Origin of the sequence: Leptolyngbya sp. PL-A3, from assembly GCF_039962325.1 — a bacterium.
GTDB lineage: Bacteria > Cyanobacteriota > Cyanobacteriia > Elainellales > Elainellaceae > Vacuolonema.
Window position 1 is genome coordinate 13094 of the sequence record NZ_JAMPLB010000028.1, and the last position, 26987, is coordinate 40080.

The following is a 26987-nucleotide window of genomic DNA, read 5'->3' on the forward strand; positions in this document are numbered from 1 at the left end:
CAAGCCACCTGTATCCCACGTGTAGCCCTCTTCTTGTCCCTCTGGGACGGAAAGAGGGCTACACATAAGGAGATTTCCAGATAAGAACTTCCCCATTATTTGGGAAAAAGGCGCGGCGAAGCCGCGCCTTTTTCCCAAATAATGGGGATATTGTTTCCCAGAAATCTCCTAAGCTATTTCGCGAGGGTGAAACCCTTACAAATGGCTATGAGCTACTAGCGCAAGGTTTACCACAAAGCATTCGGAGGTCTGGGGGTTGGCCGGGGCGATGGCGCAACGCCTCCTCCACCCTCTCGGACAAGGCAACCCTGGTAAGTTGGAAAACCACCAATGTCGATAGATGCCTGATTGGCCTGAGTGACAAGAACAATACGACCATCCGTATATTGAGTTCCTGCATTTGAGGGCACCTGGGAGAGGTAGTAGACATTCCCCTCCAGATAAAGTTCGGCCTGGCTTGAGTAATAATTCACCTGAAACTGCCGTCCGTCCTGGCAGGCATAGGTCACTGCACCTGGGACGGGTGTAGGAGTGGACGTGGGTGCTGGAGTCGAAGTTGAAGTCGGGGCCGGAGTTGGGGTTAGGGTTACAGACGGGCTCGGAGTTGGTGTGGCAGACGATGTTGGAGATGGGGTTGGAATGGGAGCTTGAGCCGTGCAATTACTGTAGGCTGCTACTTCATTACGCTCAATAAAACCCAACTCATTCTGGGTATAGAAGGTGTATTCTCCATTGCTATATAAGTTGGTATTGCTTTGCTGAGTGAGTTCGTAGCTCTGGTTGGCGTTAGGCAAGGTGAGAATCACAGCCGATTGAGACGCGTACTCGACTTGAAACTGGTTGCCGTCTGGACAGACAAAATTGATGGCCTGGGAACTGGGCGTATCAAAATTGGCACTATTGTTGGCCAGCGATCCAAACCGGGGAATAGCCTGCCGCCAAAGAGGAGCGGTTAGAATTGCCAGTACCGCCGCTGCAATGAGTCCAATCAAATTCCTTGGCATACTTCCCCTGCCTTTGATCCACTTTCAGAGTCACAATCTCAACTGAGACGGCAACACCGAACGTCCCAACCGCCCTCTAACAGTGCTGGCAAAGTTGAATTTTGCGGCAAGACGTGCACGAAAATCCCTCTTTTCTGAGACCCTTCCAATACCCTCTCAGTGTAACGATAGAATTGCCATGAACTGTTGCTGCCCAATTCTGCCGCTGTCTGGTGTTTGCAAGATAATACAGGCGTACACCAGGCTTATTACAAGACTACATTGGGCGATCGCCAATGCAACAAAAAACTCAGATTTCCTCCTTCCGGTTGAATTTCCCTCCATTCCGTTATCCCAACCATCATGTCTCACCCGTTTCTAACGCTGCCCTATGAGTCAGCCTTTGCTTCCCTGGGCGAAGAGTTCTATGACCTTGTTTCCGCTGCAACATTTCCGGAGCACAAGCTGCGATTCCGCAACGATGAAGTGTTGCCCTTGCTGAGCCTTAATCCCGCTGATGTAACAGACGAGCACTTCATTGAAGCCTTCGGCAAATTTGAAAGCGCAACCCCTTTTCTGGCCATGCGCTACCACGGCTATCAGTTTGGCGAGTACAACAATCGTCTTGGTGATGGCCGGGGTTTTCTGTACGGTCAGGTACGTGGCACCGATGGCGAACTGTACGATTTGGGGACTAAAGGCTCTGGCACAACTCCCTACTCTCGAGGTGGTGATGGGCGGTTAACGCTCAAGGGCGGTGTTCGAGAAGTATTGGCAGCCGAAATGCTACACCGTCTGGGAGTTCGCACCTCCCGCTGCCTGAGCCTGGTTGAAACGGGAGAAGCCCTCTGGCGCGGAGATGAGCCTTCGCCCACTCGCTCCTCCGTGATGGTGCGTGTTAACCGCTCTCACATCCGCTTCGGTACCTTCGAGCGGCTGCATCGAATTGAGCGGCCCGACCTCGTTCGTCAACTTCTGGATCACGTTATTGCCATCTACTATCCCCACCTCCAGGGGCAACCGGATGCCGATGCTCGTTTTTACGCTGAGCTAGTGCAGCGAGTCGCAGAATTAGCGGCCCAGTGGATGTCTGTCGGCTTCTGCCATGCGGTGCTTAATACTGACAACATGTCTATCACCGGGGAAAGCTTTGACTATGGCCCCTACGCCTTCATTCAGCGCTACGAGCCCAACTTCACGGCTGCCTATTTCGACTACTATGGCCGCTATGCTTATGCCAATCAGCCTGGCATTTGTAAGCTGAACCTGGAGATGTTGCAGGTTCCTCTCTCAATGGTCATTCCCCAGGCAGATCTGGAAGCAGGAGTGAGCCAGTTTGACGACCATTACATTGGAGCCTATCGCCAGCGAATGCTCCATAAGCTAGGCTTTGACACCCTGCCTGAAGAGCAGGCGAATGATCTGGTTTACAACACTCTCCAGTTCCTCCTGGAAGCTCCTATGAGCTACCACGATTTCTTCTTGATGCTACGCCAGCAGTTTTCCCCAGAGTGGCGATCGCCCAGCACTCCCATTCTTGAAAACCTGACCTCGCCAGACCAAGCTGAACCCTTTCCCAGCAGCTTCAAACCCTGGAAAGAGGCATACCAAAATGCTTTAAGCCAGCTTCCTGAAGCAGAAATGGCCGCTGTACAGCAACGATTAGCGGCTCATAATCCCGATTGCGTCATTATCCGTCCCGAAATTGAAGCGATTTGGGAACCTATCACAACCGAAGATAACTGGGAACCGTTCTACAACTTGCTCCAGCGGATTTGGAAATCGGTTGATTAGACCTCCTGCATAAATGGGTCTTTGAAGGCGTAGATCGTTGAGCGACCTCATTATGCAACGATTCACGCAAGAAGTAAAAAAGAGAGCGTGGGTATGAAGCCCTACGCTCTCTTTTTTACTTCTTTTTTACTTCTTGCGCCCTGCGGTTGCGTCTATCAACTCGATTTCTGACAGGTTAAAGGTAATGAGCTTGTCCCAATTACCTCCCTCAAATAAAACGGCTGCTTTGCCGTCGCTAATACGCTGCACCAGTCCCTGAAAACCGTAGTAGGTATCGTCACCGTTTATGACGCGTACTGCTGAACCGGGAAGAATCATGGCAGATATGGGTAGAAAGGGTTTTCACCTTCAGCTTAGTACGGAGCGCGCGATCGCTGCTCACCCATTTGTTAATAGCACTAATAAGAAAACCCCCAAGAAGAGAGAGTGTGGCTCTTCTGGGGGGGTCGTTTTGCTGGATGATGAGTGACCTCATTCAGTACAACAGTTTCCTGCTATTGAAATCGAATTCGATGGCGGAAGTTATAAACAGACTCCACCAGGCCGATCGCTATGAAGTTCGTCAACAAAGCCGATCGCCCATAGCTAAGAAATGGTAACGGAATCCCTGTAATGGGAGCTAGCCCGATAGTCATGCTGATATTCACCAGCACCTGAAACACAATCATCGACAGTACGCCGACCGCTAGAAGCGAACCGAAGTTGTCTTTCGAGTTCTGGGCAATAATGACAAGTCGCAGGCATACCAACCAGAACAGCCCTAGTATCACCAGGCCCCCTACAAAACCAATCTCTTCGCCAATGGCCGAAAAGATAAAGTCTGTGTGTTGCTCAGGAATGAAGTTGAGCTGTGTTTGAGTGCCCTGGTTAATCCCCTTGCCCCAGAGCCCGCCTGCCCCAATTGCAATACGAGACTGAATCAAGTGATATCCCCCACCCAACGGGTCTTTATCGGGGTCAAGAAACAGAATCAAACGATCCTTCTGATAATCCTTCAACATTCCCCAGGCAATATGACCCAGTCCCCCCGACAGAAGATTGACGACCCCTGCAAAAAATGCTCCTAACCAGCGCCAGGGGAGTGTCTTCCAACCGATAAAGATCATAAGTGCCACCCAGGCAAACCAGGCAGGCAGATACAGCCCAAAGACAATAGCTGCAACCAGGGGAGAAACCAGCAGAATGAGCCAGCCGGGATTCATATTGGCCCAGTACAGCATCCCCAGGGTGATCGCTCCAAATACCAGGCCTGTTCCCAAGTCCGGCTGGGCCATGATGAGTAACCAGGGTAATGCTGTAACACACAGCACTTTTACCATGTCCCACAAGGTTTTGCGTCCCTGCTCCTGAAGCAAACCGGCCAGGGTGATGATGATCCCCACCTTGGCAAATTCAGAAGGCTGCACGTTAAAGTTACCAACGGTAACCCAACTCTGGGCTCCATTCGCTGCCGTTCCAATGGCGATAACTACGACCAACGCCACATTGGTGATGGCATAAATTACCCAGTACAGGCGGCTGAGGGCATCATAGCGCCAGCGAGCGAGACTCATAGCAAATGCTAGGCCCACGCCTCCAGTCACCCAGTGCTGTGCCCAATCGGTTTGAGGCTCCTTTAACTCCACACTACGAATAGCCAACCCCCCAATAAAGGTGAGGGCTACGACCAGCAGTAGCAAGAGCCAATCTACTTCCTGCCACGGCTGGATAAGGGTTTTCCATCGCCATGGGCGAAGCGATCGCTGGGTAATCATCAGGGTTCTCCTGCTTAAGTCAGGGCGGCAACGGACACACGGGCAGCAATCTGTTGGGCTACTGCGGTAAGGGCACGGGCAGAGGCGGATTCGGGTTCGTCAAGAACGATGGGAATGCCGCGATCGCCTCCCTGCCGCAGGGCCATTTCTAACGGAATGCAGCCGAGCAATGGTAGTCCAAGTTCTTCACTCGTTTTCTTGCCGCCTCCGGAACCAAAAATGTCGTACTGGCGATCGGGCAAGTCCGGCGGGATAAAATAGCTCATGTTTTCTACGATGCCCAGCACCGGTACTTGCATTTGCTGGAACATCCGCAGACCGCGTCGGGCATCCTGTAACGCGACGTTCTGTGGAGTAGTCACAATTACAGCTCCAGCCATGGGTACAGCCTGAGCCAGGGTTAGCTGCGCGTCACCCGTACCGGGAGGCATATCCACTAGCAAGTAATCCAGTTCGCCCCAGTTCACTTGATAGAGAAACTGGCGAATGATGCCATTTAGCATCGGGCCGCGCCAAATTACAGGCTGATCTTTGTCAATCAAAAAGCCCATAGATACGAGCCGCACGCCATAGTTGAAGGCGGGCTCCAAAATATCGCCCTGCTGCACCTTCACTTCAGCATCCGCAAGGCCCAGCATCGTCGGGGTGTTGGGGCCATAAATATCTGCATCAATCAGGCCGACCTTGGCTCCCGCTTGAGCCAGAGCGACCGCCACATTCACAGCTACAGTGCTTTTTCCGACACCACCCTTGCCGCTAGAAATCGCCAGAATATTGCGAACGCCACCAATTCCCTGACGATCGGGAAGAGATTTCTGCTGCGGCGTTTCGGCGGTAATTTCTACCTCAACGGACTCAATACCAGGCAGGGTTTTAACTGCTCGTACACAGTCTTCCTTGATAAACTCGCGCAACGGACAGGCTGGAGTTGTCAGTACTAACGTGAACTTGACGTCACCGCCCGCAACCTGGACGTTGCGAATCATATTTAACTCAACAAGGCTCTTGCGCAATTCGGGGTCTTGAACCGGGCGCAGAACCTCCAGAATCGACTGGGTATCCACCATAGGTTTCTTATGTTCGCCCCGGCAGAGCCCGGTGGAACCGGGTTGGGGACGGGTTACATTGCTTAATGAATTCTACCCGTTTGGGGGCTGCTCGTCCGAAAGGAATATTTGGGGGAGTAATTGGTTTTTTGAATTATCGATAATCGGTAGTGTGTTGATGCTTGCAGGAGTCGCTTTAAGGTTGCCACGTTAGATGGCGATCGCCCCCTGAGCCTGACACCACACCAAAGAACCCACCCCCACCATGATCACCAGACCCGCAAACAGATCCGGGCATTTGCGTCGTTGATGGGCCGGCAACAGCATTTCTGCTTCCGCTCGCTCTGCGGCCTGGGCCAATTCCACGGCTACCCGTGCAGCATGGGGACGGATGATCGACCATACCAGCGGGGAAAGCCAACCCCGGAGGTTAACCGAGTAGGAAACCTGAGTGCCACAAACGGTAGATTCCACCCGGTAGGTAACGCGCTCCTCAATTCCTGGAAGGGCAAAAATCCGTACGCTTAGCATTTCCTGAGGTAGTACCCCTTCAACAAAGATGCGGATTGGAAACGGGAACAGACGGGTCACCGCTCGGTAAATCAAACCGGGCTTAGGAATGAGGCCTTTGGGAACATTCGTGCTGGCGATGAGGGGATGCCAGGACACATCTGCCAGGTTAATCACCTTTTGCCAGAGCACATCCACAGAGGCCGTACTAACCGCATAGAAGGTTTGCACCAGCGGGCGCACCCAGCCAGCATCCCGTTGTGACTGCTTAAACCAGAAGCCGAACATGAATTCACTCCTTCCCACCGCGCGGTGATGGACGAGGCGGGCAACGGTACCCCAAAGGCTGACCCTACCTCATCAAATATCCTATTTTAGTGCAGCCCTCAGGACGACGTTTTGCTATAGTCGCAAGAAAATTATTCCTACGAATCTATCCCGCTGCTGAAGTGGGTTTGACGGCATTTACCTCTATGGTTGAGGTCGCCTCAGATTCTCTGCAAAATGATGGGAATCATCAACATTCTTTACATTCTCTTTTGGTCGTATCGGTCTGTTGTCAGATACGAGATAGTCTAGATACCGGACTGGGGACGGCCCACCCCGTGGTTGCCTGAACAATGCGTTCAGCGTGGTTGCGGATGCTGCTATCCGACCCATCCTTAAAAACGCCACTTTTGAAAGGTCTTAGCCGGATTTCAGACGATATGACAAGTTCCTCTGCTCCTCAAGTTAATACCCCTGTCACGCCTGCTGCTCCGCCCGCCGACTCCAAGCAGCGGGTCAGCACGTTTATGAAGACCCTGCAAGACGAAATTTGCCAGCGCCTTGAGGAATTGGATGGTGGTCAGCGTTTTCTAGAGGACAGTTGGGAGCGGCCCCAGGGGGGCGGTGGGCGATCGCGCGTCATCAAAGCCGGTAACCTGTTCGAGCAGGGCGGCGTTAACTTCTCCGAAGTATGGGGCAACGATCTCCCACCCTCCATTCTGGTGCAACGCCCCGAAGCCGCAGGCCATGGCTTTTACGCCACCGGCACCTCTATGGTGCTACACCCCCATAACCCCTACATCCCCACCGTCCACCTCAATTACCGTTACTTCGAGGCTGGCCCTGTATGGTGGTTTGGCGGTGGCATTGACCTTACCCCCTACTACCCCTTCCGGGAAGACGCCTCCCAGTTCCACCAGACCATCAAGGCGGCGTGCGATCGCCACAACCCCGAATACTACAACGTCTTCAAGCCCTGGTGCGACGAGTACTTCTTCCTGAAGCATCGTCAAGAACCCCGTGGTGTTGGCGGTATCTTCTTCGACTACCAGGATGGCCGAGGCACCCTCTACCGTGGCCCTGATCCCCAAGGAATCGCCGCCGCCAAGAGCAACGAAATCGGCGAAGTCGCCCCTCGCTCCTGGGAGCAACTGTTTGCCTTCGTCCAGGAATGTGGCCGCAGCTTTATCCCCGCTTACGAGCCCATCGTGCAGAAGCGTCGGGATGTGGAATATGGCGATCGCCAGCGTGACTTCCAACTCTACCGGCGTGGCCGCTACGTCGAGTTCAATTTAATCTACGACCGCGGCACCATCTTCGGCCTCCAGACCAACGGCCGCACCGAGTCCATCCTGATGTCCCTCCCCCCCCTGGTTCGCTGGGAATACAGCTTTGCCCCTGAAGGCAACACCCCCGAATCCGAACTCTACGAGCTCTTCCTCAAACCCCAAGACTGGGCAAACTGGGCTCCCGGCAAATTCTAATCATGCAAACGTAGTTTGTACCTATCCGTAGAAGCCGCAGTTCTCTTGAGAACTGCGGCTTCCTTTATAAAAGCTGAAACCTTTATGGTAGAGGCATTGCATGCAATGCCTCTACCATAAAGGTTTCAGCACATGAGATATTTCTGGTCAAAATTACAGGCCCATCTACACAAAACTTTCCCAGCAGCGCAAAACCTAATTTAAAACCCACCGATGCGAAGCGCCACATTCACCTCCCACCAAAAACCCCTTAGCGCAAGGGGGTCTGGGGGACGGCGCCCCGTCCTCCAGTCGAGGGGTTTGGGGAGCGACGCGTCCCCAAGCAGAGCCTCAAACACCCAACCAGTACGCAACGCCCACAGCGCTTTACCATTGAATCAGCCACGGTTGTTTTTGTGAGAGCCACACTCCATGCGCCTCTCACAAAAACAACCAGATTTTAAGCACTTTTCATAGCAATATGAACAAATACTCATCTTCCCCCTCGCCACCAAAGCCTGGAAAAATCCAGCCTAAGGCGTGAACCTTGACCCCAAGTTTGGGCATACTAGGCGAGAGAAGAACTGGCAACTCTCCTCAAAATGGTGAAGCGACATCGCTGCCAGCTAAAGTTTGTGAGCCAGGTTATCAACGTTGCGGGAGTCTGGAAGAGACTGTCATGGACCAGAAAACACACGTCACGGACGACGGAAAAACCATCATCATTCTGACCCCAACAGGGCGGCTGGACATCACGACCGCGTGGCAGTTTCGCCTAAAGTTGCAGGAATGTATCTCACGCCTCAGCCCCCACATCGTGGTGAATCTGGGACAAGTCAACTTCATTGACAGCTCCGGCTTAACCTCTCTGGTGGCTGGAATGCGGGATGCCGATAAAGTCAAAGGCAGCTTCCGGATATGTAACGTACACCCGGAAGCTAAGCTAGTCTTCGAAGTGACCATGATGGATTCCGTCTTCGAGATTTTTGATACTGAAGAAGAAGCTCTGGAAGGTGTACCTCGCGAGATGACCCGATAAGGGACATCCGTCCACACCCCAGAGACGGGAAATTGAGATATCTCTGAAGAGAGGTTCTGGGTAAGATCCTGGAATTGCGGGGATTACCTGTGGAATAATTGAGATCTATAGAGATAGCCAGGCATTGACTGTGAACGAAGTCAGAACGGTCTCGGATACCAAGCGAGCCTTTTACAACGCCCATACTCGGCCCATCAATTCCATCTATCGCCGGATTGTGGAAGAACTGATGGTAGAAATGCATTTGCTGTCGGTGAACACAGATTTTCGTTACGACCCCATCTACGCGTTGGGCGTTGTCACGACATTTGATCGCTTCATGCAGGGCTACCGCCCCGAAACCGACAAAACATCAATTTTCAGTTCCCTATGCCAGGCAGTTGGCGGCAACGCTGACCAATATCGCCAGCAGGCCGAGCAACTGCGCTCTGAAGCCGCCTCGCTTTCCGTCGAAAGCTTCCAAAGCAATCTGCAGAACTTGGGTTCGCTGCATGGAGATGGGTTGTTCCCACAGCTGCGGGGCATTGCTGAAAACCCAAACTTCAAGTACAACCGGTTGTTTGCGGTAGGCCTGTTTACGTTGTTGGAGCAAATGAATCCGGCGATCGCCAAAGACGCCCAACAGCGTGATTCTCTCCTTGAATCCGTAGCTCAGCCCCTGAAGCTGCCCACAGACAAACTTCAGAAGGACCTGGAACTTTATCGCAGTAATCTGGATAAGTTTGCCCAGGCTCAAGTTGTGCTAGAAGACATTCTGAAAGCTGATCGCAAGAAGAAAGAAGAGCGCGCCAAGCAAAAAGACGCTGTTTCCTCTTCAGCGACCTCATCAGAGTCGTAGCAGGCTCCTGCAGGATTCTAAAATCAATCTGAAAACGGGTTAGAGAACACAGTTCTCCAACCCGTTTTTTTCGTATTGATGAGATGTGTGTGGTGTGAAACCCGCCGGGTATCACATCAATACATAAGTCTCATGCACAATCATTCGGAAGAGCGAATTTCTATAGATGACCTAAAGTAAACCCCCCTTTCCTGAAATGGCTCCCTAAGATAGGAGTCGAGAGGTACTGTCAATAGCCTCCCTTCGCATTGGTCAGTATCTCCATTTGGTCTGTACCCAGGCTGAAGTTGCTCTTTACTGGCACAGGAAGCCCATGCTTGACTCAGCACTTAACCATAAGTACGGCATTGAACGCGACTGCACTACGTTGTCGCGGCACGTACTACAACAACTCCAAAGCTTCTCCGCCGATGCCCAGGACCTCAGCGCCCTAATGAATCGCATTGCTCTGGCCGGAAAGCTAATCGCCCGTCGCCTTAGCCGCTCTGGGCTAGTCGAAGAATCTCTTGGCTTCACTGGAGGTACCAACGTCCAGGGGGAAGAGGTGAAAAAAATGGATGTTTTTGCCAACCAGGTTTTTATCTCTGTCTTTGAGCAAAGCGGCCTGGTGTGTCGGCTGGCTTCCGAAGAGATGGAGAAGCCTTATTACATTCCCGAGAACTGTCCCATTGGGCGTTATACGCTGCTTTACGACCCCATTGATGGTTCGTCTAACCTTGACATCAACATTAACGTTGGGTCGATCTTTGCGGTGCGGCGGCAGGTGGGCAATGATCTGGACGGTGAAGCGAAGGATTTGCTGAGCCATGGACGGAACCAGATTGCTGCCGGGTATATCCTCTACGGCCCCAGCACCATGCTGGTCTACTCCATCGGCACGGGAGTGCATGCCTTTACTCTGGACCCTAGTCTGGGTGAGTTTATCCTTTCCCATGAAAATATTCAGACCCCAGCTCATGGCCCGACTTACAGCGTAAATGAGGGCAACTTCTGGCAATGGGATGAATCCTATCGGGAGTTTGTGCGTTACGTTCACCAACAGGAGGGTTATACGGCCCGCTATGGTGGGGCGTTGGTTGGTGACTTCCATCGCATTCTATTCCAGGGTGGAGTATTTCTTTATCCCGGTACGGAAGCCAAGCCTGATGGTAAGCTACGTCTCCTCTATGAAACGGCCCCTCTGGCTTATTTGATGGAGCAGGCGGGTGGACGAGCCAGCACTGGCACCCAAGATATTCTCGACGTGGTTCCATCCCAAATTCATCAACGGACACCGCTGGTGATCGGTAGTCGGGAAGATGTGGCATTGGTGGAATCTTTTGTACAAAAACAACGGGCAGGGGCGAGTGCTGCCTCTTAGTCCGAGTTCTCCCCTTCTGGTCTATCTAAATCCTCAGGAGCGATCGCATGGTTACCCTGCTCGAAAACCCCCTTCGCGTTGGCTTACAGCAAGACCGCATTCCCGAACCGCAGATCCTCGTCATCTTTGGGGCGACGGGCGATCTGACCCAGCGCAAACTGGTACCGGCTCTGTACCAGATGCGTCTGGAGCGGCGGCTACCCCCCGAGCTCTCCATCGTGGGGGTAGCCCGGCGGGAATGGAGTACCGATTTTTTCCGGGAACACCTTCGGGAAGGGGTTGAGCAGTTTGGGGGTGGCATTCGCAATGAGGAAATCTGGAATGATTTTGCCAAGGGCCTATTTTACTGCCCTGGTAATATCGACCAGCCTGAGGATTACCAGCGGTTACGGGAGTTTTTAGAAGAAGTCGATACCCAACGCAACACCCGGGGCAATCGCGTCTTTTACCTGTCCGTTGCGCCCCGCTTTTTTGGAGAAGCAACCCAGCAATTGGGAGCTGCGGGAATGCTGGTCGATCCACGCAAGCAACGGCTGATCATTGAAAAGCCCTTCGGCAAAGACTTAACCTCAGCGCAAATTCTCAATCAGGTAGTGCAGCGGGTTTGTGCTGAGTCGCAAATTTACCGGATTGACCACTATCTGGGCAAAGAGACCGTACAGAATTTGATGGTGTTTCGCTTTGCCAACGCCATTTTCGAGCCGCTGTGGAATCGCCAATTCGTAGACCATGTTCAGATTACGGTGGCAGAAACGGTGGGGCTGGAAGGGCGCGCAGGCTACTACGAGACGTCGGGGGCCCTGCGTGACATGGTGCAAAATCATCTGATGCAGTTGTTCTGCCTGACGGCCATGGAACCGCCCAACGCCCTGCTCGCAGATAGCATCCGCAACGAAAAGGTGAAGGTGCTGCAAGCTACACGCTTGGCTGATGTTGAACACATTGACACGGCTGCTATTCGAGGGCAGTACATTAGCGGTTGGATGAAGGGGGAACAGGTCCCAGGTTACCGGGACGAAGAAGGAGCAACGCCTGTATCCACGACCCCCACCTTTGCCGCAATCAAACTGAATATCGACAACTGGCGCTGGAAAGGGGTGCCGTTCTACCTGCGAACTGGAAAGCGGATGCCCAAGAAGGTTTCTGAGATTGCTATTCAGTTTCGGGAAGTGCCTTTTCTGATGTTCCAGTCGGCTTCTAAGCAGGCGAACCCGAATGTATTGGCTATGCGGATTCAGCCGGACGAGGGTATTTCCATTCGCTTTGAGGTGAAGACGCCGGGGAACTCGTTAAGAACGCGATCGGTAGATATGAACTTCCGGTATGACACGGCTTTCGGTCAACCCAGTACAGATGCTTACAGCCGTCTGCTGGTGGATGCCATGTTGGGAGATCAGACATTGTTCACTCGGGGCGACGAAGTTGAAGCAGCCTGGCGTATTCTGACGCCGCTTCTGGAGGTGTGGGATGCTCCGGCAGCTCCGGATGCAGTTCCGTTCTATGAGGCCGGAACCTGGGGGCCAGTCGAGGCAGAATTACTCTTAAATCGGGATGGCCGTCGATGGCGTCGGTTGTAAGCTGAGCCATATCTATTATCCAGCAGGCACCGGGTTGCCGGAGAGAGCTGGGGTTCGAAGTTGCCGGAAACGCTTGTTAATCACTGAAGCTCCCACAAACGCTATGACTACTCCACTTGTTGCACTGCAAAAACCCAAAGATATTTCCGTTGGTGAAATTGAAGCCGAATTGAGTCAAATTTGGCTGAATCAGGCGGGAGATAACATATCTCCTGTGGCAACCCGCGCCACAACCTTCAGTATGGTGATCTATGAACCCGAGGAGTTTCAGCAATTGCTGGCGGCTTTAGGGTTCTACAATGGCCCAATTGACGGTATCCACGGCCCGTATACGAAAGCGGCTGTTCAGGCTGCCCAGAAAAACTTTGGTATGGAAGTGACAGGCCGGGTTGATCCCGATACCCTCCAGCGCCTACGGGATGAGGTGTCGAAGCTGCCTCCTGAGAAGCGGCAGCTGAGTAATCTCAATTCTCGAGGCTTTAGTATCAGCGATGCGATCGCCGCTCAAAATCCTTGCCGAATCATCACCCTCTGTCCTGAAATTGGCGGTACTGACAACGTTACAGCTCAGGTATCGGCCTACTGTCCCATTCAGAAAAATGGTCTGTCAGGGATGGTGTGCTGTGAATACATCACTCTGCGAGGGTCTAAGGAAGCGATTCATCGCATGGGTGACCTGGTGTCATCGCTGATGATTCCGGAGCTGCCTCGCTTTGTTTGGTGGAAAGCTACTCCCAATCCTGAGCAGGAGCTGTTCCAGAAACTCGCTAAACAATCTCACTGTTTAATTTTGGACTCCAGCTACTTCAGCGACCCTGAATCAGAATTCGTGAAGATGCACGAGCTGGTGGAGGAGGAAACCTATGTAGCGGATCTCAACTGGCATCGCCTTTCTATCTGGCAAGAACTGACAGCGGCGGCTTACGATCCCCCAGAGCGTCGTGAATCTTTGGTGGATATCGATCGCATCACTATTGACTACGAAAAGGGCAACGCGGCCCAATCATTCCTGTTCCTGGGGTGGTTGGCTAGCCGCTTGAATTGGCAACCGTTGACCTATACAGAATCCAATCAGGATTATGATCTGAAGCACATTACCTTTAAAGGGGCTAATGGCCGCATCGTTGAGGCAGAACTGGCCGCCATTCCCGTGGGCGACCCTGGTGAAATTGTGGGCGACCTGATCGGCTTGCGGATGGCCTCCACTAATCCCAACGCCAACTGCGCCACTATTCTCTGCTCTGAAACTACCGGCTGTATGCGAATGGAGTCAGGTGGCGGTGCTCAGTTTAGCCGGACGGAGCAAGTAACAGCTATGCCTGACCAGAAGGCTGAGTTCCTCATGGGCCAGCAATTACAGCGGTGGGGCCGGGATGTGCTATTTGAAGAAAGCCTGGCCGTTGTGGCCCAGATTGAGAGCCTGCGGCAGAAGTAGACACTGCATATTTTGAATGATGGGTTGTTTGAGGGCAAAGCTTTGCAGCGTCCTCAAACAACCCATTTTTAGCAACCAGTATTCGGGTGTACGAAAAGCTGGGCATTGCTGACTAGGGGATGCAACGCCAAAAACTACACCATCCGTGTGAAAAGCGATCGCCAAAACACATCCTAAATCCCCTCCCAAATCATGCCAGGTTCAGGAATCTAATCTTTGTACTGGCTATAGCCTTTGACTCAATTGCTTAGCCCTATCTTGCAGTATTCAAGTTGATTAAGTACAAGAGGTAGTGTGTAGCGCGTAGGCGTCACACACTACCTCTTGTACAAACATGAAAGGTGAGGTTTATGGAAATTCGTGAAGATGATCTAACGGGCAAGGCGATCGCAACCTTGCTCCAGGAACATCTTGAAAATATGCGCCAGATATCTCCACCTGAAAGCGTTCATGCCCTTGATTTGGAGGGGTTGCGATCGCCCAACATTACCTTTTGGTGCGCTTGGGAAGGCGATGAATTATTGGGATGTGGAGCATTGAAAGAGCTGGATGCCAAGAGTGGTGAAATCAAATCTATGCGTACGGCTAATACCTACCGTCGTAAAGGTGTTGCCTCAAAAATCCTTGAACACATCCTTCAAGAAGCGAAGCAGCGAGCTTACGATTGTCTCTATTTAGAGACAGGCTCCTTTCCAGAATTTGCTCCAGCGCGTGCTCTGTACACACGATACGGGTTTGAGTACCGGGGTCCCTTTGGGGACTACATTAATGATCCCAATAGTGTATTTATGACAAAAAAGCTTTAGGAGATTTCCAACAATGAAATTACCCCCAGGATGTTGGTGCTTTGCCCGCTTTGCGGGCAAAGCACCAACATCCTGGGTAGATTCTTATGCAGAAACCTCCTTAGATTCCATGCTTGAAAGGTGATAGCGAAGTTAGGGCTGTTTCCAGTCATTGAGAGGTCGGTTCAGCGCAACTTCAAAGTCTGGAGAAACCAAGGCAACCTTCAGTTCTTCTGGAAGTTCTTTAGGGGAATCAATTAGAGCGTAAAGATTAGCCCGGTTGAAGTTGTATGTGCCTAATACAAGCTTGTGAGCTTCGCCATTCTCCAGGGTGACATCGAGAGTGGCGTAGGGTTTATCTAGACCATAAGTGCCCAGCTTGTCGGAAGTGACTGTGAGGGGGCGATCGCTCTGTACCCCCGTTGCGAGCAAGTTCACCAGATACGCCACGTTTGCATCATTGGCTACTGCTTTATCAGGTTTGGTCATTTGCCAGACCTTGTTCTTGTCGCGTTCAAAGGCGAGCGATCGCCCATTCACCTGCACTGTCAGCGCTTTGACCTGCGCCTCTTCAAACCCAAACAAATCCGTTGTGCCAGCGGTCGCAGATTCCGTCTGAGGCTTCTGGGTTAATAGGGTTACAGCTCCTAAACCCAGTGCCACTCCGACTAGCAGTAAATTTCGACGTTGCAGTTTCATACGTCAACCTTCTTCAATTCATCCAGAATGCAACGTTAGCCATGACAATTTGGCATCCCTATGCAGGTTTGTTTCCTAATCACGTCCGGGCGCTTACCGTCGTCGCCACCAGATAGCCACAGCCAGAGCAAAGCCAAGGGCGGGCAGCAATCCCATCGCCACAACGGCCAGAGTAACTCGGCGCTCTGGCGATAGTACAATGCGCCGATTGGTAGGTTCTGCTGCTCGAATAGTGAGCGTTGCGTTCTCCTCCTGGCTCAGCCAGCTCATCGCATTGAGTAGCACGTCTCGGTTGAGTTGTTGGTTCACAAAACCATCCGTGATAAAGCTAGAGTTGCCAATCACCACTAAACGGGTTTCGGCGGGGGCCGCATTTGTTCCGTCCGGTTTCGCCGCTTTTGTCTCCACGGGGCGGGTAAAAGCAGCTCCTACCGTGAAGCTGCCGCGTGGTTCTGACTCTGGAGCCGGCAGCAGAGCCCCATCGCTCCCTACAGCTCGGGCTTCCGTTTCAGGCCCTGTAATCAGGAGTGGGGATGCCTGTACTCCTTTGGCTTCCGTAATCTGTAGAGGAATTGCTAGCGGGTAGAAGGAGATGCCGTTGCCTAACTGTTGAGTAATAGGGTGCTGGCCATACTGATTAATCACTGTGACGACACCATCGCGGCCGGCGGCGGGTTCAAAGAGAATGCGATCGCCCAACTCTATACCCCAGGGTTTTAACAGATCATCCAGTTTCGGATCGGTTTGGGGATCAACCAGCACCATCAACCCACGCGGCGTTTTCAGGAAGGAATTCAACGCTGCTTTTTCTTCCGGTAGCAAGGCCCGCTGTGGTCCTGCTAACACCAGCACATCTGCATCCTTCGGCACTTGAGCGTTGCTGGCTAGGTTCAGGGGGAGCGCATCAAAGTTTTCTCCCTGCAAGTTCTGTAGCGATTGGGATAAACCTCCCTGCCCAGCTTCCAACTGACGCTCGCCATGTCCTTGAATGAAGTAAACCTTGGGTTTGCGATCGCTTGTTACCTGTACCAATGCGTTGGTCAGCCGAGGTTCCGTCAGCCGTTGCTCGGGGGTAACGGTTTGCACCAATTGGCGGCGCTCACCCTGCTGCACGTAGACCTCGCCCAGGTTCTGCACCCCAAACTGTTGGGTTACACCGGGTTCCGCTTGAGGATCGACATAGCGATAGTCAAACTTCTCGGGGTTCTGGCGCTCATAGTTGTCTAGTAAGGCCCGATCCTGGGGATTGGGAATGGGGTCGAACAGATACACCTGGGTGGATTGTTGCAATCCCTTCACCACTTCCTGGCTTTGGGGAGCCAGGGTAAAAATTCGGTTTTCGGTCAAATCCAGCGTTTTGTTATAGCGGTTCGCCAGAATGTTGATCAGGAGGAAAATGGCGAGAACGGCTACGGTGGCGATCGCTGCATTCGCACCCTCCTGTGTAGAGCGCTGTTCCCAGGCGCCTTGCACATTATCCAGCCGGATGAGTAGCCAGGCCAGCAAGATGGCCAGTCCAATCCCAATCAAGCTCAGAGGCAAGGGCCCCCAACTGCTAGCTACCAGGCCAGCAGTCAGCCCCATCACGAGTAGAAACAGGCCGGGCCAATAAAGGTATCGAGTGTAGCGAGACCAGGACTTCCAGGATTTCATAAAGTAGGAAACGCAAGGATTAAGCAGAAATTAGGAGCGCTGATAGCGGAATGCCTGAATGGATTGAGCCGTGAGAAAAATGCCCAACAGAATATAGCTGGCAAATAGTACCAGACCACTCGTATTAAGCCGGCCCTGGCTGAGATCGGTGTAGTGCCTCACCAGGGAGAGATTGCCAATGATCTCACCGACTGGCCCAGTCAAGCTATTGGCGATCAGGTCGGTCACCCATAGCAGCAGCATCAGCGCAAATGTCAGAATGGCCGCCAGGATCGTGCTATCGGTGAGAGACGAGAGAAACATCCCCAGGGAGAGAACACTGGCTGCCATCAGCAGCAGGCCCACGTGCCCCAACACCATCACCCGAAATGAAGCAGGAGGGTTGGAGGCGCTAAAAACAATCGTTTCGTAAAGCATCAATGGCAGGGTCATCGTCAGGAAGAAGGTGACGACCCCTAGCAGTTTCCCCACAGAGACGGCCCAGTTTGTGACGGGGGATGTAGCCAACAGCTCCAGGGTGCCTCGCTTACGTTCCTCCGAGTAAAGACCCATGGAGAGCATGGGCAGCAAGAACAGGGAAAGTGACCCAATCAAATTTAGAAAAATACTGAGGAACTGGTAGGGCACATCAATAGGCGGTTCTGTTATCCCTGCCTGGTCGCGGAAGGCTACCTGGCTCAGTAGACCATCAGGGCCAAGTAGTACTACAACGAAGAAAAAGCCGCTCAGCAGCCAAAAAATAGCGGCGATCGCATAGGCGAAGGGTGAGGCAAAGTAGCTCTGTAATTCCCGCCGATAGATCGCCAGAACGTTATTCCAAATAATCCACATCTAGGCGTCCTCCTCAGATTCGGGGGATAGGGTGGGTTCGATGGGGGTCGCTATCGGCTCCGATTCTGACTCAGTGTCAGATTCAACATCCTCAGGGCTCGTTTCCTGAGTTGTAAGCTCCAGAAACACATCCTCCAGACTGATGCGAATGCGGCGCATTTCATAAAGGCCCAGCCCCGATCCCACGACTGCGGCTGATACCTGCCGTCCCAAATCATCAGGGCCATCAGTCATCACCCGCAAACGATAATGTCCCTCCGCTAATGACAAATCTGGCAGGCTCTCTACCGAACGGACTTCGGGCAGGTTCTTTAAAGTGGCTTCGACAGCGGCAAAATTGCCATCGACTTCCAATTCGTAACCGTTGCCGCCATACATCTCGGTGACCAACTGGTCAGGCGTATTGGTGGCTACCACCCGGCCTTTGTTGATAATGGCGACCCGGCTACAGGTCATGCTGACCTCAGGCAGGATGTGGGTGGAGAGAATGATGGTGTGATCGCCTGCCAAACTCTTGATTAAATTGCGAACATCAATAATTTGGCGCGGATCAAGACCTACGGTAGGTTCGTCCAGGATGATGACTGGAGGGTCGTGAACGAGGGCCTGAGCGATGCCGACCCGTTGCCGAAATCCCTTAGAGAGCTTACGGATCAAAACCTGGCGCTTTTCCTCCAGGTTGCAGCGCTTCAGGGCAGCAGTGACGCGGGTGGGGCGATCGCCCGCCGCTACGCCCTTCAACCGGGCTACAAACCAGAGAAACCCCTCTACAGTCATATCCGTATAGAGGGGTGGGGTTTCGGGCAGATAGCCAATGTTTTGGCGAACAGCCATAGAATTTTCATGGACATCAAACCCGGCAATGCGGGCAGTACCCTGGCTGGCTGGAAGATAGCCGGTCAGAATACGCATTGTTGTCGTCTTTCCCGCTCCGTTTGGCCCTAGGAAACCCAAAATCTCTCCCGACTCAACGGAAAAGGTGACATCCTCGATCGCCGAGGTGCTGCCATAAACTTTGCTTAAGTGATCCGCTTCGATCATGCGTAGTAGCGATAAGGGGTGGGTTTACGGGGGCGGCGGTGCTAGTGAGATGGCACAACCATACCCATCCTCTGGCACTATTCCAAGCCGTCGGGATAGGTTTGCCCAAATCTCTGCCATCCAGGACACTTCAGCATACCTGCTAAATTCCGGCTGTACCAAGGGAATACAAACAGGCAGAGATGCCAATAGAGCATTGTAGCCAAACTCAACACGTTTGTAGGATACGTCTAATGCTCCGTGGCACGCTGATGATTGAGGGTGCGTCCCATTTAAAGCTTATAAATGTCTGATAAATGTAAGTTTTTAAGAGATTTTCAGTAACGAAATGGCCTGGCAATGTAGTTGGCCTAATGACTTCATGGGCAGCCAACTATACTGCAGATTAATTTTATGCGGAAACCTTCTTAGTTCTGTAAAAGTGGAATGCATCTTTCCTCGTGAAATTCATGGTTATGGATATTAATGATCAATATTCCTTACTAGCCTAGTAATGTGTGATGAAGGGTTATGTAACTTCACCACACCTCCTCTTTTGTGCACTACCAAACTAGAAAATCTTGTATGAAATCTACATCTGGCGAACATTACGTCGCCTTTGATCATATCCGTGCCATTGCCCTATTTCTTGTTTTTGAATGGCACTTCATGCATGGGAATGGACATCCCGTTCCATTACAAGGCTCTCCATTTTGGGGGCCACTCGTACTTATTGATGAAGGGCATGTAGGTGTAGCCCTTTTTATGACATTAAGTGGCTACCTTTTTGCGAAGCTGTTACACAATAAAGAGTCAATCAATTATCGTCTATTTCTACGGAATCGAGTTCTTCGACTGTTTCCTTTGCTAATACTGGTAATGGTATTAAGTGCAGTTCTAAAAGCTTTTCAAGGAGAGGAATATGTTGTAGTACTTACTTTACTTACTTTTATTGAAGGCTTTATACTGCCGACCTGGCCGAATGGCGGTTGGTCAATTACTACAGAATTGCATTTCTATATTCTTCTTCCGATTCTTCGAGCTCTTAAGGAAAGATCATCATTATTCTTACTACTACTTATCGCTCTAGCATTTGGAATTCGAACTTTATTCTTTTCTATTCAAGGTGAGGTCCAGAGCATTGCCTACTGGACAATTTTAGGTCGAATTGATCAATTTGTACTTGGAATTCTTGGCTTCTATTGGAGTGGTTTCTTCAAAAAGAACCATGTTCTCATTGCATTTATCTCTGCTTTTTTCTTGTCAATCTACTACTGGTTCAACGTAAATGGGGGCTTTTCTATGCTTGAAGGATACCCCTCACATTCATCAATTTGGATTTGGCTACCAACAGCCGAAGGGATAACTTTCGCTGCACTCATAGCATGGTATGAAACTTCATTTACTCATCAGCAAGGCATCCTATCGAATACCTTATCTACAATTGGTGAGTATTCATATTCTCTATATTTATTGCATTACTTCTTTGTTTTTGATGTGGCAAAGTATATAGATAAACACCTATTGGATATTTCTGATTTCTATGTGGCACTACCAATTTCCATCATTGTTTTCTTAGCCATGGTTCCCATCGGAATGCTAAGCATGAAATTTATAGAGGCCCCCTTTCTGCGTTATCGAAAGCCGTATTACAAAACCCCCAAATCATTTCAACGCTGATAAGTGACCTAAATCAGCTTGAGAACTTTTTGTGGGTACTTGGCTTATCCCGGCTTGAGGTTAGGTAGGTGTAATTCAACATAGAATTTCAAAAAGCTGTGCCACCTGCAAGGCAGATGGCACAGCTTTTTGAAATTCTACATTTGATTGAGCTGAGCTAATAAGGGATTACAAGTAGCAGGTGAACCTGCTACACGAGCTCAGAGATGGGCTGTAGTTCTACCCCTGACTGCGGTTAACATGGTCGAGAATGCGGCGCTTCTTCTCCTCAGCAGATTGAGAAGTGCTACGGATGACGGTGCCGCTGGTACGGTTTACATGATCTAGAATTTGGCGCTTGCGCCCATCGTTGCTAGCCATAACTCCCCTTCGGAAAATGTTAGTCTACGCCTTGACTGTAGGGTAGCGATCGCCGGGGTGCGATCGCCCAAAAGGCAGAGCCTTAACTGTTTCGCTCATAATAGCGGCACCCGGCACAGGGGCCATCAGGGTTTACAGCACAGCGCACCAGCTCAGAGGATGCGTTGTAGCGACAGGTCGCATTTCCCATGACCCATCGCCCACCGACCCAGGTCGTTTCGGCAGGGCGTTGCACCGTTTGCACATAGAGGGCAATTTTATGCAAATGGTAGCGTCCGGCTTTGAGCTGGTAGCGATGGCGCCGTTCTAAGACCGTGTAGGTTTTGCCTTCCAGATCGAAATAGGCTCCTGGCTGAGGGTTCCAATCCAACTGTACCCGCCCCACCGTTTCACAGGAGTGGCTGAGAATGACCTCAGTGGGCAGTGTTGGAGTGTTATCCATAGATAGGCTTTACTCGGGGGTAACGTTCCATAAGCAGGCGCACTTGCTCGGCATGGTAAGAACTTCGGGTTAAAGGTGACGACACCACCTGCAAGAAGCCCATAGCCTCACCTTGTTGCCGCCAACGGTCAAACTGCTCGGGCGTGACAAACGTGTCTACACCCAAATGCTTGGCGCTGGGTTGCAGGTATTGCCCGATGGTCAGGATGTCACAATCCACAGCGCGTAGATCCTGCATAACCTGATAGACTTCCTCATCTGTTTCTCCAAGCCCTGCCATGATGCCGGATTTGGTGTAAGTCCAGGGGGCTAGTTCCCGAGCTCGGCGCAGGAGTTCGAGCGATCGCTCATAGTTGCCCTGGGGGCGCACCCGGCGATAGAGACGAGGGATGGTTTCGGTGTTATGGTTCAACACCTCTGGCTGGGCTTGCAAAATAGTGGTGAGGGCATCCCAGTTCCCGCACAGGTCTGGAATCAAGACTTCAATTGTGGTTTTTGGGGATACCTTTCGTATACCCTCGATGCAGCGTACAAACTGAGTCGCGCCCCCATCGGGTAGATCATCCCGGTTTACCGAGGTGATGACTACATGGTTCAGGTTCATCCGTCGTACGGCCTCGGCCAGGCGATCGGGCTCGGTTGGGTCAAGCGCTTTTGGCTTCTTCTCGAAATCAATATCGCAATAGGGACAGGCCCGAGTACAGGCTGGCCCCATAATTAGAAACGTGGCTGTCCCCGCGTTAAAGCACTCGCCAATGTTGGGGCAGGAGGCTTCCTCACAAACGGTATTCAGCTCCAAATCCCGCAGGATGTCCTTAACGTTTCCAACCCGTTCCCATTGGGGTGCTTTGACCCGCAACCAATCTGGCTTGACTGTCACGCTTGTTGTAAAAAAAACTTCAAAACTGATCTTAGCAGTCCAGCGGAATTGCATGGGTGTGTTGGGTGCGCATTGCTGCAGCAATTCTCAGTATGGAATTAGGCCTGAAAACCGCTTGCCGAAGGCAAGCGGTTTTCAGGCTTCAAAGCCAAGATTGCGCGCCCGTCGGGCGCGCAATCTTGGCTTTGAAGCTCATAATGAGAACTGCTGGCATTGCTGACTCAACACACCCACTTCTACCCAACTGTGATAACCTGGATCAGTGACTACGGGATGTAGCGCAGCTTGGTAGCGCACTTCGTTCGGGACGAAGGGGCCGCTGGTTCGAATCCAGTCATCCCGATTTTTCAGCTCCACTATGCGGATTGTTCAGCAGACTCCCACCTATTTAAAGCTGCAAGAGAACCGGTTGCTGACTCAGCTCTGGCGGGTGGCGATCGCCCTTCCCTTTGTCTTCTCAGGGCTGGCATCGATGGTCTTGTTGGGAGAGACGGCTGAGCTCATGTGCGATCGCACCACACCTACCGAGGTGAGCTGTCAGATTTCGAACCAAACTCTGCTGAGAAAGTCACAAACCCCCCTCCCTCCCTTAAAGGGAGCTGAAGTTGAAACGCGTAGCAACGCGCAGGGGCAAAATTACCGTATCTCCTTGCTGACCAGCGGCCAGCGTATCCCCCTAACCCAGGGATGGTCACCGTCTCAAGACGATAGGCAAATGGAAGTTGATGCCATCAATGTCTTCCTAGAGGATCCCTCCCAGCCGTCATTTAACCTGAAACAGGATGCTCGCTGGTTTGCCTATCCGCTAGGGCTTCTGTTCGTTGGCTTGGGGGGTGTTATTCTGGCAACGGGCTGGAACAAGGCCCACCCTGATCTTTGTACGTTTGATCGGCGCTCCAAACAGATTCAATGGCAGAGAACCATTGCGGGGTCAAGTGTAGATAGGCGAGAGCTGACATTTCAGGATGTGGAAGAGGTGCGTGTGTTTCGCTCAAAGGATGGGGAGAGCGATCGCCCTTACACAACCCGGCTCATTCTACAATCTGGCGAAATGCTGCCACTGATGTCAAGTGCTGATCAAAATCAACAATTAGAGCTGGCCAGTACGATCAACCGTTTCCTGGGTATTAATCCACGCCGTCCTCAAGCTTGAACAAACTTAAGATTTACGCGTTCTTGCTGTGTGTGGTGTGGAAAGCACATCATACACAGCAAGAACGCGTCAGCCCTGAAGTGGGTCAGTCCAGCATGTGGTGTGGCGCTCAGTGCAACACCACATGCTCGGCTATTACGAGGGATACCAGAGCTGTTCAATTTGCTGAGCGATCGCCTCTGCCTCCTGGCGTCCCTGGCCCTCTTGCAACACCACCGTGACGTGTCCTAGCTTTCGACCGCGCCGCGATTGGGTTTTGCCGTACCAATAGACATGGGCATGGGGAATTTCGGCTAGCTGAGCTCGTTGGGTGCTGTAGTCTGACTCGGAGCTTTCAAATCCCAGTAGATTGACCATGACTGCTCCAGCATTGTGGAGAGCGGGGCTGCCCAGGGCAAGGCCGCTCACGGCCCGCAATTGCTGTTCAAACTGCGAGGTTTCGCAGGCATCCAGGGTGTAATGGCCAGAGTTATGGGTGCGGGGAGCTAACTCATTCACTGAGAGTTGGCCGTTGGCTGGCAAAAAGAGCTCAATGCCCAGAACGCCGACATAGTTGAGTTGCTCAAGAATGGTTTGGGCGATCGCCCGTGCCTGGGTGTCTATGTCTCCACCCCATTCCTGGGTGACATAAACGCGACGACATACCTGATCGACCTGCTGCGTCTCCACGAGGGGATAAATGACGACGTCGCCAGTATGGGAACGTGCCGCCATGATTGCCAGTTCCTGCTCAAAGGGCACGAACTCTTCCAGTAGCCAGTGATCCGGTGCTGCGTCCTTCAATTTTTCCTGTAACGTGGCCAGATCTTTCAACACAAAGGTGCCCTGGCCGTCGTAGCCATGCCGTCGAGCCTTTAGCACAACCGGAAAACCAAATTGGCTTAAGGTTGCGTCATCGCTTTGCTCTGAAACTACTGCAAATTTGGGTGTCGGTACTCCCCAGGATTGCAAGGCCGATCGCTGGTCGTATTTATCCAGAATGGGTTGAATGGCGCTAAGGGGAGGATAAAATGTCACACCCTGGTCTGCCAGTTTTTGCAGCGCCGGTAGATCAACAAACTCATTCTCAAAGGTGATAACGTCGCACTGTTGTGCCAGGGTTGCCGTGGCACTAGCATCCGCGATCGCCCCCGTAACAACTCCTTGCGCGATCGCGACTGCCGGGTCTGCCTGACCTGGCGTTTGAATGACCAATTCTAGCCCGAGCTGGGCGGCCCCCGGAGCCATCATCCAGGCTAGTTGTCCGCCCCCAATTACCCCAATCCGTTTAGCCATGCTGCTTTAATCTCGACATCCAAGGGATTCCCGTGTAGGAATGCCCGTCTTGGAGTTTACCCCACTGGCGCTCTTGCAGAGGTCTTTGACCTGGGCACCATCTAACATGGCGTCGGTGAAGTCGGCCCCGGTGATGTTTACATTCTCAAAGGTGGAGCCCAGTAGGATGGCGTTATTCAGAACCGCATCACTCAGATCCGTATCCTTGAACTTGGTCTGATCCATCATGGCGTCGCTCAAAATTGCGCCGTGCATATTGGCTTGAGTGATCACCGATGCGCTGAATACTGCGCCCTCTGCATTGGCCTCTGAGAAGTTTGTTTCATCCAAATGGGCGTTAGAAAACTCTGCCTGACGCAGCCGTTGTCCTGAGAAATCCTGCCCATGCAATTCGGCGTTGCTATAGGAAAGAGGCGGGGCGGCGTAGGGGTTCGCCAGAGCTGGACTGACCCAACCCATCAGAATGATGAGTAGGAGGGAGAGGAGCGATCGCCAATTCAGCACAGGCAGGTTCAAGGACATAGAGGGCATTCCAAATATTGTTTGTGATCCTAAACGATCCATTCCGAAACGATTGGGCGAGGCCTTTCGGCTACAGCAGCTCTGGAGAAAAGAAAAAGGGCAGTGCTTCAGCAACTGGATCCGCGACCGTGTCCTGTCGCTTCATGGCCCAATATTGGCTCAGGAAATGGATTTGTCGCAGGCCCACCCAAAGGTTCAGTCCAGGAATAAACAGCCACCATACCGTCAACGGTTCTTTCATCCCAGCTTCTCGATATAGCTGGTTGACTGTGCGATACAGGCGAAATTGCACGACGTAGATCCACACGACACCCAGTAGCGACAGCCAACCGAACCATCCGGGCACATCAGGGTCCCAGGTGGCGAGGGCAGGGGGAATTGTGACACCCAACAGGAAGGGGAGGAGGGCGATCGCCCCCGAAAAATCCGAGCCTGTATAACGTTTCAGCTCATCCTGAATCACCCACTTGTAATAGCCGTAATAGATCAGGCCAGTAAGGGCCGAGAAGAGCATTACTTTCCACAACGGACGGGGTTGCCCCAACAGAGCAGCAGTCGAAGCCTCACGAACCTCAGCAACGGGGTTTGTCATGCGATACCATTCTGAGAAAACTATTTATAATTCTTAACAAAAATGGCTGTCTCGGCAAGGCAGATTTCTTTTTTGCATGTGTGTTGTGGGAGGTGTGTAAAGCACACCTCCCACAACACGTTTATTGCCAGAGCAATAGGATTTGCCATACGCCTCCTCACAAGTTCCTCACCTTTGATGACTAGTCTAAAAACAAGCATTGCTGAGGCGGAATATAGGTTGAGTCTAAAACTCTACGTCCCGCATTCAGAACCAGATTCTTGCCAGTAATGCTCAATGCGTTCCATTCTGAAGCGTCGGCTTTCCTAAGGAGGTTCGTATGCGTCGCCAAAATCCATCTATAACCCTGATGGAAATTCCGCCGGGTTACCTCAACATCATGGGCTATGTAGATGAGTCTGAGGTTAATGGGCCAGGATGCCGGGCTGTCATTTGGGTGCAGGGCTGCTTGCGGGAATGCCCTGGTTGCTTCAATACAGACTCTTGGTCATTTGAAGTGAATGAGTTAGTGTCGGTTGAATCCCTAGTGCATCGTATCTTCAGCAATCCCCGTAATGAAGGTGTGACGTTTTCTGGGGGAGAGCCTTTTTGGCAGGCTCCGGCTCTGGCTAGCCTGGCGCGACAGATCAAAGCGGCAGGGCTGAATGTCATGTCCTTCAGTGGCTTCCGTCTAGAGGAGTTGCAGTCAGAGTATGGCCCTGCTGGGGCCGCGGAGTTGCTAGAGCAACTGGATATTTTGATTGATGGTCCTTATGTGGAATCTCTGGCAATCAATCAGCCAGATTCGCCCGTTTCTTCAAGCAATGAGCGGGTGCATATTTTTAACCCGGAGCTTCGCGATCGCATCACCTGGGCCAGCGACCAGATCGAAGTCCACGTTTTCAAAGACGGCAGTCGCCTTGTCACAGGCTACCGAGGTAACCTACTGTTTGCCGAGCAATAGGCGATTTCAGTAATGAAATGACCTCTGTGATGTGGGTGGTTTGCCCACGAAGCAGGCAAATCACCCACATCACAGATAAAATCCTA

The 26987-nt window shown here is 52.0% G+C and carries 26 protein-coding genes and 1 tRNA gene; 12 read left to right on the forward strand and 15 right to left on the reverse strand.

Annotation, left to right across the window (positions count from 1 at the left end; translation table 11 throughout):
• Positions 1–227: 227 nt before the first annotated feature.
• Positions 228–1004 carry an MliC family protein gene (locus NDI52_RS19855; protein WP_190770762.1) on the reverse strand — a complete coding sequence of 259 codons (777 nt, stop codon included), beginning with the start codon at positions 1002–1004 and terminating at the stop codon, positions 228–230.
• A 330-nt stretch (positions 1005–1334) separates the two neighbouring features.
• On the opposite strand from NDI52_RS19855, the gene NDI52_RS19860 reads away from it, so the two are divergent.
• Positions 1335–2777, forward strand: coding sequence for a protein adenylyltransferase SelO family protein (locus NDI52_RS19860; protein WP_190770823.1), 1443 nt, complete (start codon positions 1335–1337; stop codon positions 2775–2777).
• 126 nt (positions 2778–2903) lie between these two features.
• Here the strand turns inward: NDI52_RS19860 and NDI52_RS19865 are convergent, their stop codons facing one another.
• The 4 genes from NDI52_RS19865 to NDI52_RS19880 form a co-directional block, all read right to left on the reverse strand.
• Positions 2904–3095 carry an NAD(P)H dehydrogenase subunit NdhS gene (locus NDI52_RS19865; protein ID WP_190770763.1) on the reverse strand — a complete coding sequence of 64 codons (192 nt, stop codon included), beginning with the start codon at positions 3093–3095 and terminating at the stop codon, positions 2904–2906.
• A 176-nt stretch (positions 3096–3271) separates the two neighbouring features.
• Positions 3272–4531 carry a rod shape-determining protein RodA gene (gene rodA, locus NDI52_RS19870; protein ID WP_190770764.1) on the reverse strand — a complete coding sequence of 420 codons (1260 nt, stop codon included), beginning with the start codon at positions 4529–4531 and terminating at the stop codon, positions 3272–3274.
• A gap of 14 nt (positions 4532–4545) precedes the next feature.
• Positions 4546–5598, reverse strand: a complete 1053-nt coding sequence (locus NDI52_RS19875) for an Mrp/NBP35 family ATP-binding protein (protein ID WP_190789288.1) — start codon at positions 5596–5598, stop codon at positions 4546–4548.
• 189 nt (positions 5599–5787) lie between these two features.
• Positions 5788–6375: an SRPBCC family protein gene (locus NDI52_RS19880; RefSeq protein WP_242035690.1), complete on the reverse strand. Its 588-nt coding sequence runs from the start codon at positions 6373–6375 to the stop codon at positions 5788–5790.
• 419 nt (positions 6376–6794) lie between these two features.
• On the opposite strand from NDI52_RS19880, the gene hemF reads away from it, so the two are divergent.
• The 7 genes from hemF (at position 6795) to NDI52_RS19915 (ending at position 14872) form a co-directional block, all read left to right on the forward strand.
• The gene (gene hemF, locus NDI52_RS19885) at positions 6795–7838 is read left to right on the forward strand and encodes an oxygen-dependent coproporphyrinogen oxidase (protein ID WP_190770824.1); all 1044 of its coding nucleotides are present in this window, start codon (positions 6795–6797) and stop codon (positions 7836–7838) included.
• 658 nt (positions 7839–8496) lie between these two features.
• Complete coding sequence (locus NDI52_RS19890) at positions 8497–8856, forward strand: STAS domain-containing protein (RefSeq protein WP_190770766.1); 360 nt, start codon at positions 8497–8499, stop codon at positions 8854–8856.
• 130 nt (positions 8857–8986) lie between these two features.
• Positions 8987–9694 carry a photosystem II biogenesis protein Psp29 gene (gene psb29 / locus NDI52_RS19895; protein ID WP_190770767.1) on the forward strand — a complete coding sequence of 236 codons (708 nt, stop codon included), beginning with the start codon at positions 8987–8989 and terminating at the stop codon, positions 9692–9694.
• Between the two features lie 313 nt (positions 9695–10007).
• Positions 10008–11054 carry a class 1 fructose-bisphosphatase gene (gene fbp, locus NDI52_RS19900; RefSeq protein ID WP_190770768.1) on the forward strand — a complete coding sequence of 349 codons (1047 nt, stop codon included), beginning with the start codon at positions 10008–10010 and terminating at the stop codon, positions 11052–11054.
• A 47-nt stretch (positions 11055–11101) separates the two neighbouring features.
• Positions 11102–12631: a glucose-6-phosphate dehydrogenase gene (gene zwf, locus NDI52_RS19905; protein ID WP_190770769.1), complete on the forward strand. Its 1530-nt coding sequence runs from the start codon at positions 11102–11104 to the stop codon at positions 12629–12631.
• A gap of 103 nt (positions 12632–12734) precedes the next feature.
• Positions 12735–14066, forward strand: a complete 1332-nt coding sequence (gene opcA, locus NDI52_RS19910; protein WP_190770770.1) for a glucose-6-phosphate dehydrogenase assembly protein OpcA — start codon at positions 12735–12737, stop codon at positions 14064–14066.
• A 350-nt stretch (positions 14067–14416) separates the two neighbouring features.
• Positions 14417–14872, forward strand: a complete 456-nt coding sequence (locus NDI52_RS19915; RefSeq protein ID WP_190770771.1) for a GNAT family N-acetyltransferase — start codon at positions 14417–14419, stop codon at positions 14870–14872.
• 132 nt (positions 14873–15004) lie between these two features.
• Here NDI52_RS19915 and NDI52_RS19920 read toward each other — a convergent pair whose 3' ends face one another.
• From NDI52_RS19920 to NDI52_RS19935, 4 genes are all read right to left on the reverse strand, one after another.
• Positions 15005–15550 (reverse strand): DUF4340 domain-containing protein, encoded by a 546-nt coding sequence (locus NDI52_RS19920; protein ID WP_190770772.1) that lies wholly within the window; start codon positions 15548–15550, stop codon positions 15005–15007.
• Positions 15551–15643: 93 nt separating this feature from the next.
• On the reverse strand, positions 15644–17203 hold the full coding sequence (locus NDI52_RS19925) for a Gldg family protein (protein WP_190770773.1): 1560 nt from the start codon (positions 17201–17203) through the stop codon (positions 15644–15646).
• A gap of 30 nt (positions 17204–17233) precedes the next feature.
• Entirely contained in the window at positions 17234–18034 is an 801-nt protein-coding gene (locus tag NDI52_RS19930) for an ABC transporter permease (RefSeq protein ID WP_190770774.1), read from the reverse strand.
• Positions 18035–19075 carry an ABC transporter ATP-binding protein gene (locus NDI52_RS19935; RefSeq protein ID WP_190770775.1) on the reverse strand — a complete coding sequence of 347 codons (1041 nt, stop codon included), beginning with the start codon at positions 19073–19075 and terminating at the stop codon, positions 18035–18037.
• A 564-nt stretch (positions 19076–19639) separates the two neighbouring features.
• On the opposite strand from NDI52_RS19935, the gene NDI52_RS19940 reads away from it, so the two are divergent.
• On the forward strand, positions 19640–20734 hold the full coding sequence (locus NDI52_RS19940; protein ID WP_348256509.1) for an acyltransferase: 1095 nt from the start codon (positions 19640–19642) through the stop codon (positions 20732–20734).
• Between the two features lie 219 nt (positions 20735–20953).
• On the opposite strand, the gene NDI52_RS19945 is transcribed toward NDI52_RS19940, so the two are convergent.
• The 3 genes from NDI52_RS19945 to lipA form a co-directional block, all read right to left on the reverse strand.
• Positions 20954–21094 carry a hypothetical protein gene (locus NDI52_RS19945; RefSeq protein ID WP_190770777.1) on the reverse strand — a complete coding sequence of 47 codons (141 nt, stop codon included), beginning with the start codon at positions 21092–21094 and terminating at the stop codon, positions 20954–20956.
• Between the two features lie 82 nt (positions 21095–21176).
• On the reverse strand, positions 21177–21536 hold the full coding sequence (locus NDI52_RS19950) for a DUF6464 family protein (protein ID WP_190770778.1): 360 nt from the start codon (positions 21534–21536) through the stop codon (positions 21177–21179).
• The gene (lipA, locus tag NDI52_RS19955; protein ID WP_190770779.1) at positions 21529–22416 is read right to left on the reverse strand and encodes a lipoyl synthase; all 888 of its coding nucleotides are present in this window, start codon (positions 22414–22416) and stop codon (positions 21529–21531) included. The genes NDI52_RS19950 and lipA overlap by 8 nt, the downstream gene beginning before the upstream one ends.
• Before the next feature lie 269 nt (positions 22417–22685).
• Between lipA and NDI52_RS19960 the strand changes: the two genes are divergently transcribed.
• Positions 22686–22759: transfer RNA gene (locus tag NDI52_RS19960), tRNA-Pro, on the forward strand.
• A 15-nt stretch (positions 22760–22774) separates the two neighbouring features.
• Complete coding sequence (locus NDI52_RS19965) at positions 22775–23569, forward strand: hypothetical protein (RefSeq protein WP_190770780.1); 795 nt, start codon at positions 22775–22777, stop codon at positions 23567–23569.
• Positions 23570–23704: 135 nt separating this feature from the next.
• On the opposite strand, the gene NDI52_RS19970 is transcribed toward NDI52_RS19965, so the two are convergent.
• From NDI52_RS19970 to NDI52_RS19980, 3 genes are all read right to left on the reverse strand, one after another.
• On the reverse strand, positions 23705–24844 hold the full coding sequence (locus NDI52_RS19970; protein ID WP_190789291.1) for a 5-(carboxyamino)imidazole ribonucleotide synthase: 1140 nt from the start codon (positions 24842–24844) through the stop codon (positions 23705–23707).
• Positions 24845–24850: 6 nt separating this feature from the next.
• The gene (locus NDI52_RS19975) at positions 24851–25366 is read right to left on the reverse strand and encodes a pentapeptide repeat-containing protein (protein ID WP_190770782.1); all 516 of its coding nucleotides are present in this window, start codon (positions 25364–25366) and stop codon (positions 24851–24853) included.
• A gap of 70 nt (positions 25367–25436) precedes the next feature.
• Positions 25437–25958, reverse strand: a complete 522-nt coding sequence (locus NDI52_RS19980) for a hypothetical protein (RefSeq protein WP_190770783.1) — start codon at positions 25956–25958, stop codon at positions 25437–25439.
• A gap of 319 nt (positions 25959–26277) precedes the next feature.
• Between NDI52_RS19980 and NDI52_RS19985 the strand changes: the two genes are divergently transcribed.
• Entirely contained in the window at positions 26278–26901 is a 624-nt protein-coding gene (locus tag NDI52_RS19985; RefSeq protein WP_199307699.1) for a 4Fe-4S single cluster domain-containing protein, read from the forward strand.
• Positions 26902–26987 lie beyond the last annotated feature (86 nt).

What these genes read in the sequence shown, in the direction of transcription:
- NDI52_RS19855 (WP_190770762.1), bottom strand. Translation starts at nt 1,004, where the DNA reads ATGCCAAGGAATTTGATTGGACTCATTGCAGCGGCGGTACTGGCAATT.
- NDI52_RS19865 (WP_190770763.1), bottom strand. Translation starts at nt 3,095, where the DNA reads ATGATTCTTCCCGGTTCAGCAGTACGCGTCATAAACGGTGACGATACC.
- rodA (WP_190770764.1), bottom strand. Translation starts at nt 4,531, where the DNA reads ATGATTACCCAGCGATCGCTTCGCCCATGGCGATGGAAAACCCTTATC.
- NDI52_RS19875 (WP_190789288.1), bottom strand. Translation starts at nt 5,598, where the DNA reads ATGGTGGATACCCAGTCGATTCTGGAGGTTCTGCGCCCGGTTCAAGAC.
- NDI52_RS19880 (WP_242035690.1), bottom strand. Translation starts at nt 6,375, where the DNA reads ATGTTCGGCTTCTGGTTTAAGCAGTCACAACGGGATGCTGGCTGGGTG.
- hemF (WP_190770824.1), top strand. Translation starts at nt 6,795, where the DNA reads ATGACAAGTTCCTCTGCTCCTCAAGTTAATACCCCTGTCACGCCTGCT.
- NDI52_RS19890 (WP_190770766.1), top strand. Translation starts at nt 8,497, where the DNA reads ATGGACCAGAAAACACACGTCACGGACGACGGAAAAACCATCATCATT.
- fbp (WP_190770768.1), top strand. Translation starts at nt 10,008, where the DNA reads ATGCTTGACTCAGCACTTAACCATAAGTACGGCATTGAACGCGACTGC.
- zwf (WP_190770769.1), top strand. Translation starts at nt 11,102, where the DNA reads ATGGTTACCCTGCTCGAAAACCCCCTTCGCGTTGGCTTACAGCAAGAC.
- opcA (WP_190770770.1), top strand. Translation starts at nt 12,735, where the DNA reads ATGACTACTCCACTTGTTGCACTGCAAAAACCCAAAGATATTTCCGTT.
- NDI52_RS19915 (WP_190770771.1), top strand. Translation starts at nt 14,417, where the DNA reads ATGGAAATTCGTGAAGATGATCTAACGGGCAAGGCGATCGCAACCTTG.
- NDI52_RS19920 (WP_190770772.1), bottom strand. Translation starts at nt 15,550, where the DNA reads ATGAAACTGCAACGTCGAAATTTACTGCTAGTCGGAGTGGCACTGGGT.
- NDI52_RS19925 (WP_190770773.1), bottom strand. Translation starts at nt 17,203, where the DNA reads ATGAAATCCTGGAAGTCCTGGTCTCGCTACACTCGATACCTTTATTGG.
- NDI52_RS19930 (WP_190770774.1), bottom strand. Translation starts at nt 18,034, where the DNA reads ATGTGGATTATTTGGAATAACGTTCTGGCGATCTATCGGCGGGAATTA.
- NDI52_RS19935 (WP_190770775.1), bottom strand. Translation starts at nt 19,075, where the DNA reads ATGATCGAAGCGGATCACTTAAGCAAAGTTTATGGCAGCACCTCGGCG.
- NDI52_RS19940 (WP_348256509.1), top strand. Translation starts at nt 19,640, where the DNA reads ATGAAATCTACATCTGGCGAACATTACGTCGCCTTTGATCATATCCGT.
- NDI52_RS19945 (WP_190770777.1), bottom strand. Translation starts at nt 21,094, where the DNA reads ATGGCTAGCAACGATGGGCGCAAGCGCCAAATTCTAGATCATGTAAAC.
- NDI52_RS19950 (WP_190770778.1), bottom strand. Translation starts at nt 21,536, where the DNA reads ATGGATAACACTCCAACACTGCCCACTGAGGTCATTCTCAGCCACTCC.
- NDI52_RS19965 (WP_190770780.1), top strand. Translation starts at nt 22,775, where the DNA reads ATGCGGATTGTTCAGCAGACTCCCACCTATTTAAAGCTGCAAGAGAAC.
- NDI52_RS19970 (WP_190789291.1), bottom strand. Translation starts at nt 24,844, where the DNA reads ATGGCTAAACGGATTGGGGTAATTGGGGGCGGACAACTAGCCTGGATG.
- NDI52_RS19975 (WP_190770782.1), bottom strand. Translation starts at nt 25,366, where the DNA reads ATGTCCTTGAACCTGCCTGTGCTGAATTGGCGATCGCTCCTCTCCCTC.
- NDI52_RS19980 (WP_190770783.1), bottom strand. Translation starts at nt 25,958, where the DNA reads ATGACAAACCCCGTTGCTGAGGTTCGTGAGGCTTCGACTGCTGCTCTG.
- NDI52_RS19985 (WP_199307699.1), top strand. Translation starts at nt 26,278, where the DNA reads ATGCGTCGCCAAAATCCATCTATAACCCTGATGGAAATTCCGCCGGGT.